Source organism: Trebonia sp. (genome assembly GCF_049794275.1).
GTDB lineage: Bacteria > Actinomycetota > Actinomycetes > Streptosporangiales > Streptosporangiaceae > Trebonia.
The window spans coordinates 1-4,157 of the sequence record NZ_JBARCR010000537.1; the positions used below are offsets into that span (position 1 = coordinate 1).

Genomic DNA, 4,157 nt, shown 5'->3' on the forward strand with positions numbered 1-4,157 from the left:
GATCTCCGCGTTGCCGGTGGCGAGCTGGTAGCTTCCGGCGGCGAGCGGCCCGTTCGGCCCGGACGCGGTGGCGAGCACCGAACGGCCGGACCGCAGCCGGTCGCGGAGCATCTCGATGGTGCCGCCGTCGTGCCCGGCGGCGAGCTTGTCCCGCTCGGTGACGCCGGCCTCGCCGATTTCCGTCCCCGGGTGCGCGAACGCCACGCCGGGCACCGCCCACACCAGGTCAAGTTCCGGGTCAGACGGGGCTACGAGGCGGACGGAGACCCGCGGCGGTACCTCAGGAACCGCGGTGAGAGCGTCGAGCACGAGCAGCGGGTGCGCGTGCACCCGGAGGCCCGCCTCGAGCGCCGCGGCGGCCATCTCCGGGGCGGTCTGGCCGATCCACTCGAATGACTCGGGGATGAGCAGTTCCCGTTGCCTGGCCCGCACCGAACGCATGTCGGCGGCCCCGATCGGCAGCCGCTCATCCACCCGCGCCCGGGCGTAGTACGGCCATCCGGGTCCGACGGGAACGAACAGCACGAGGGGGCCGATCATCTCGGCACGGGCACGCTGCCTGGGCACGGCGTCGCAAAACGCGTCTATCCGCTCAATAACCTCGTAATCGTTCACAACAGTACTTACCTTATTGGCGCGGGCACGGGCCGCCAACGGCTTTACCTGTCGGTCACCTGCAGCGGCCCGGAGTCGGTGTGCATGGTGGGGGCGTTCCCGATCATGGGCGCGAACACTTCGATCTCGGCAGGCGTCAGGCCAAGCAAGGTCGCCGCATCATGGAAGGTGACGCCCTCGGCGGCCAGTGCCTCGAGCGCGGCGCGGGTCGCCAGGGCGGCCGCCTCCACAGCCAGCCGGGCGGCGTGCCGGGCTTGTAGTGCAGGCGCGACGGGCTGCGGAGCATCAGGAATGACGTCGACCATGATCGACTCCGGCGGGAGGCCGAGGTGCCTGGCGATGACCTGGCGGGTCATGATCTCGACCTGATCCAGGCTGCGCGCCTGCGCGGACAGCCCCGCAAGCTGCGGAATCTGGATGGTCCACCAGCGGCCTGCCCGCTCGCACAGCGCGGTGAACGTCGTCGTCTCCATCAATGCCCCTTTATCAGCGAGTCATCGAGCGGCCACGCGGTTCCCCCCGGTTGCGCGATGATTAGGCATAAATCTACCCGTCAGTAGCAGGTGGCGCGGCGCGATCGTTAGCAAGGGACTAATGTCACATTATGTAGTTTTGAGGTGACGATTTGGCGCCGCTGCCTGCGCCGCGAAGGACGGCATCTCCGTCACGTCGAGCCCGGCCTGAGTGAGCAACTCCACCCCCTGGCCGTCGGCGACGAACAAGCTGGGCTCGCGCCAGGCGATGACCACCCGCCGGATGCCGGAGGCGATGATCAGCTGCGTGCACGTACACGGCCGTGACTTGCGCTCAGAACAGGGCTCAAGCGTGCTGTAGATGGTCGCCCCCGCCAGCCGCGGATCTCCGGCCGCGAGCTTGCCCAGCGCCGACTCCTCGGCGTGCACGACCGGGTCGCCGCCTTCCCGCGAATACCCATGGGACACCTCGGTGCCGTCCGCCCCGACGATCACGGCCCCAACGGAGTAAGCGGTCTGCGACGGCGGGCACAACCACGCGAGCTCAACCGCGACCCGCATCCACCGCTCGTCGTCCACCCCGCTCACGCGCTCATGCTAGTGCCGTATCCAGGAACGCACGCAGCGATGCAACCTTGCGCCGGAGCGCACTAGCACGTATCGTCTCGATGTATCAATTCGATATATCGGGACGATACGGTGCGCCAGGCGCACGGACGGGCGGACCATGGACCACGGGACCCGCGACGAGCTGCTCAGCCGCCTCGCCGAGGCGGTCGGGTCTGTCACGGTCGCGCATCCGACGCGGGTCGCCATCGACGGACCGCCCGCCGCGGGCAAGACCACGCTGGCTGACGAGCTCGCCGTCGTGCTGCGCGCGCAGGGCCGCGACGTCATCCGCGCGACGATCGAAGACTTCCTGACCCCCCGGTCGCGGCGCTACCGGCGCGGCGAGGACTCTGCCGAGGGCTGCTATCACGACAGCTTTGACTTCGGCGCGCTGCACCGGGTGCTGCTCGATCCGCTGGGCCCGGGCGGAGACCGACGGTACCGGCAGGCGGTCTACGACAAAGCCACCGATACTGCGCTATCCGAGCCGGTCAGGACGGCGCCCGCCGGCGCCGTCCTGCTCTTCGACGGCGTGTTCCTCCTGCGCCAGGAACTGGCCGACCGGTGGGACCTGCGCATCTTCGTGTCCGTCCCGTTCGAGAAGACACTGGATCGCGCCAGGACCCGGGACCAGACCCCGTCCAAGTCCGCCGCCGAGGTCGAGCGGCGCTACCGCAGCCGCTACATGCCCTCCCAGCAGTTCTACTTCGACACAGCCCGCCCGGCCGAACACGCCGACATCATCGTCCACAACGACGATCCCCGGCAGCCGGCCTGGGAGGCACGGACATAACCCGGGTCAGACAGGCTCCCAGCGCCAGCCATCGTTGTCCTCGCACTTGATCGCCTTGCCGTCACCCGCCACCCCGGTTTTGCCGTGGTCGGTCTTGCGGCAGAACTCGCCCGGCTCGTAGCAGGTCCCCTCGTTGCTCAGGGGGTTGCAGCTAGCCGGCGCCGTAGCAGCAGGCGGCGCTGGCGGTGGCGCAGGCGTCGTCCGGGCTGGCGCGGGTGGTGCTGCTCCCTGAGCCGCGGCCGTTGTCTGGGCCTGCGTCGACGCCGCCGCGGTCGTTGTCTGAGCCTGCGTGGATGGTGCTGTCGTGACCGTCTGCGCGGCCGTAGCAGCCTTAGTGACCGCCGGGCTCGGCGGCGTGCCTGCGGGCGTCGTCGCGACCAGGCTGCTAGCCGCGGCGGCCGGCGTGGCCGACGACGGAGAACCGCACGCCGCCGTGCTGCCGATGACGAACACGAGCCCGCAGCACGCCAGGAAACCGGTAAGCACCTTGCGCACGGCCGACCGTGGCTTCCAGCCCTGCCGCCCATCAGACATTCGAGGTCCCCCTGCCGAAACGTCCGGTAAGCGCGTGATGCGCTCGCCCTAATGTGAGACGCCCCGGCTAAGAGAGCGGTGCACGCTCGTGACAGTGCTGGTTCCTGGTTGTGCTTAGAGCGTTACGGAAAGTCCCTTTCAGGAGGGAAAGCGCCTCGGGAACGCGAAAGGCCCCCGGACCTGCGTGCGTTGATTCCATGATCACGAAAGAAAATCGTGCGCATAGGAAACTTTTCTTTCGTGATCATGCTTGACGCCGCGCTCGACCCATGCCCGGCGGCAGATAGCGAGACAGAATGCGCCGCCTGGTGCGAACGTGGCGTGATGGCCGGTCTCTGGCTTGGCGGTCAGGGAGCCGTGCACTTGGCGTGCTTCCAAAGGTCAGCCGGGCGCGTTCGGCGCTCGCGGCGCCGTGCCGCACGCACATAGGGCGAAACGCGAAACGCATCGCCAAACCAGGACAAAAACGACATAAAGCAGGCAGATCTCGCCCCAAGTGCCGAATCCCACGAGCTGATTTCCGTTACTGCTGGGGATTTGGCCGCCCACAGCGGCCAAATCCCCAGCACTAACATGGTCTTGGTGACGCTGGGGGCAGTGTGACTCTGGTCATCATTAAGGTCGTACGTCGTCTCGATCGCGAGGCGGCGTGTTGGGGTATTGACACGTACCACTAGAGCCTGTCGATTGCGCAATTGACAGGCTGGGCGACCCCTGCCTATGCCTGGAGTGTTACGGAAAGTCCCTTTTGGGGATGGCGGCTTGGTACTGCCCTCGAGTGGCAGAAAAGCCCGCGGGAAGGCCAAGAGCCTTCCCACGGGCTTCCCTGGCCCAAGACGGACGGGGCCCGTCAAACAACGAAGGGCAGCCCGGTCGGCGGCCAGCTCGCTATAACGTCCCGGCAGAGCTTCAGTCCAGCTCAGTATCGCTGTCGGTTACCGCGATAGCGAAGCCGAGAGCCCGCATGATGTTCCCGCCGGCGGCGACCACGCGCGGCGCGCCCACGACGGGGGCGACCCCGATCATGACTCCCTGAATGTCGTCCGCGGTGATCCCCAGCTCCGAGGCGGCCTCGGCACTGAAGAGGTAGGAGGCAGGCGGCGCCCCCATCGCGATCATCGCGGCCAGCCGGC

Annotated in this window: 6 protein-coding genes; 1 reads left to right on the forward strand and 5 read right to left on the reverse strand. The window is 67.9% G+C overall.

What is annotated here, in order from left to right; all coding sequences use genetic code 11:
• From WA805_RS14790 to WA805_RS14800, 3 genes are all read right to left on the reverse strand, one after another.
• The coding region (locus WA805_RS14790; protein ID WP_425242605.1) for a hypothetical protein at positions 1-615 on the reverse strand (615 nt) is incomplete at its 3' end.
• Between the two features lie 44 nt (positions 616-659).
• Positions 660-1,088 (reverse strand): hypothetical protein, encoded by a 429-nt coding sequence (locus WA805_RS14795; RefSeq protein ID WP_425242606.1) that lies wholly within the window; start codon positions 1,086-1,088, stop codon positions 660-662.
• A 129-nt stretch (positions 1,089-1,217) separates the two neighbouring features.
• Positions 1,218-1,676: a deaminase gene (locus WA805_RS14800; RefSeq protein WP_422286402.1), complete on the reverse strand. Its 459-nt coding sequence runs from the start codon at positions 1,674-1,676 to the stop codon at positions 1,218-1,220.
• A 139-nt stretch (positions 1,677-1,815) separates the two neighbouring features.
• On the opposite strand from WA805_RS14800, the gene WA805_RS14805 reads away from it, so the two are divergent.
• Complete coding sequence (locus WA805_RS14805; RefSeq protein WP_422323577.1) at positions 1,816-2,490, forward strand: cytidylate kinase family protein; 675 nt, start codon at positions 1,816-1,818, stop codon at positions 2,488-2,490.
• 6 nt (positions 2,491-2,496) lie between these two features.
• Here the strand turns inward: WA805_RS14805 and WA805_RS14810 are convergent, their stop codons facing one another.
• On the reverse strand, positions 2,497-3,024 hold the full coding sequence (locus WA805_RS14810; RefSeq protein ID WP_425238937.1) for a hypothetical protein: 528 nt from the start codon (positions 3,022-3,024) through the stop codon (positions 2,497-2,499).
• Between the two features lie 909 nt (positions 3,025-3,933).
• On the reverse strand, positions 3,934-4,157 hold a 224-nt coding region (locus tag WA805_RS14815; protein ID WP_425242607.1), incomplete at its 5' end, for a hypothetical protein.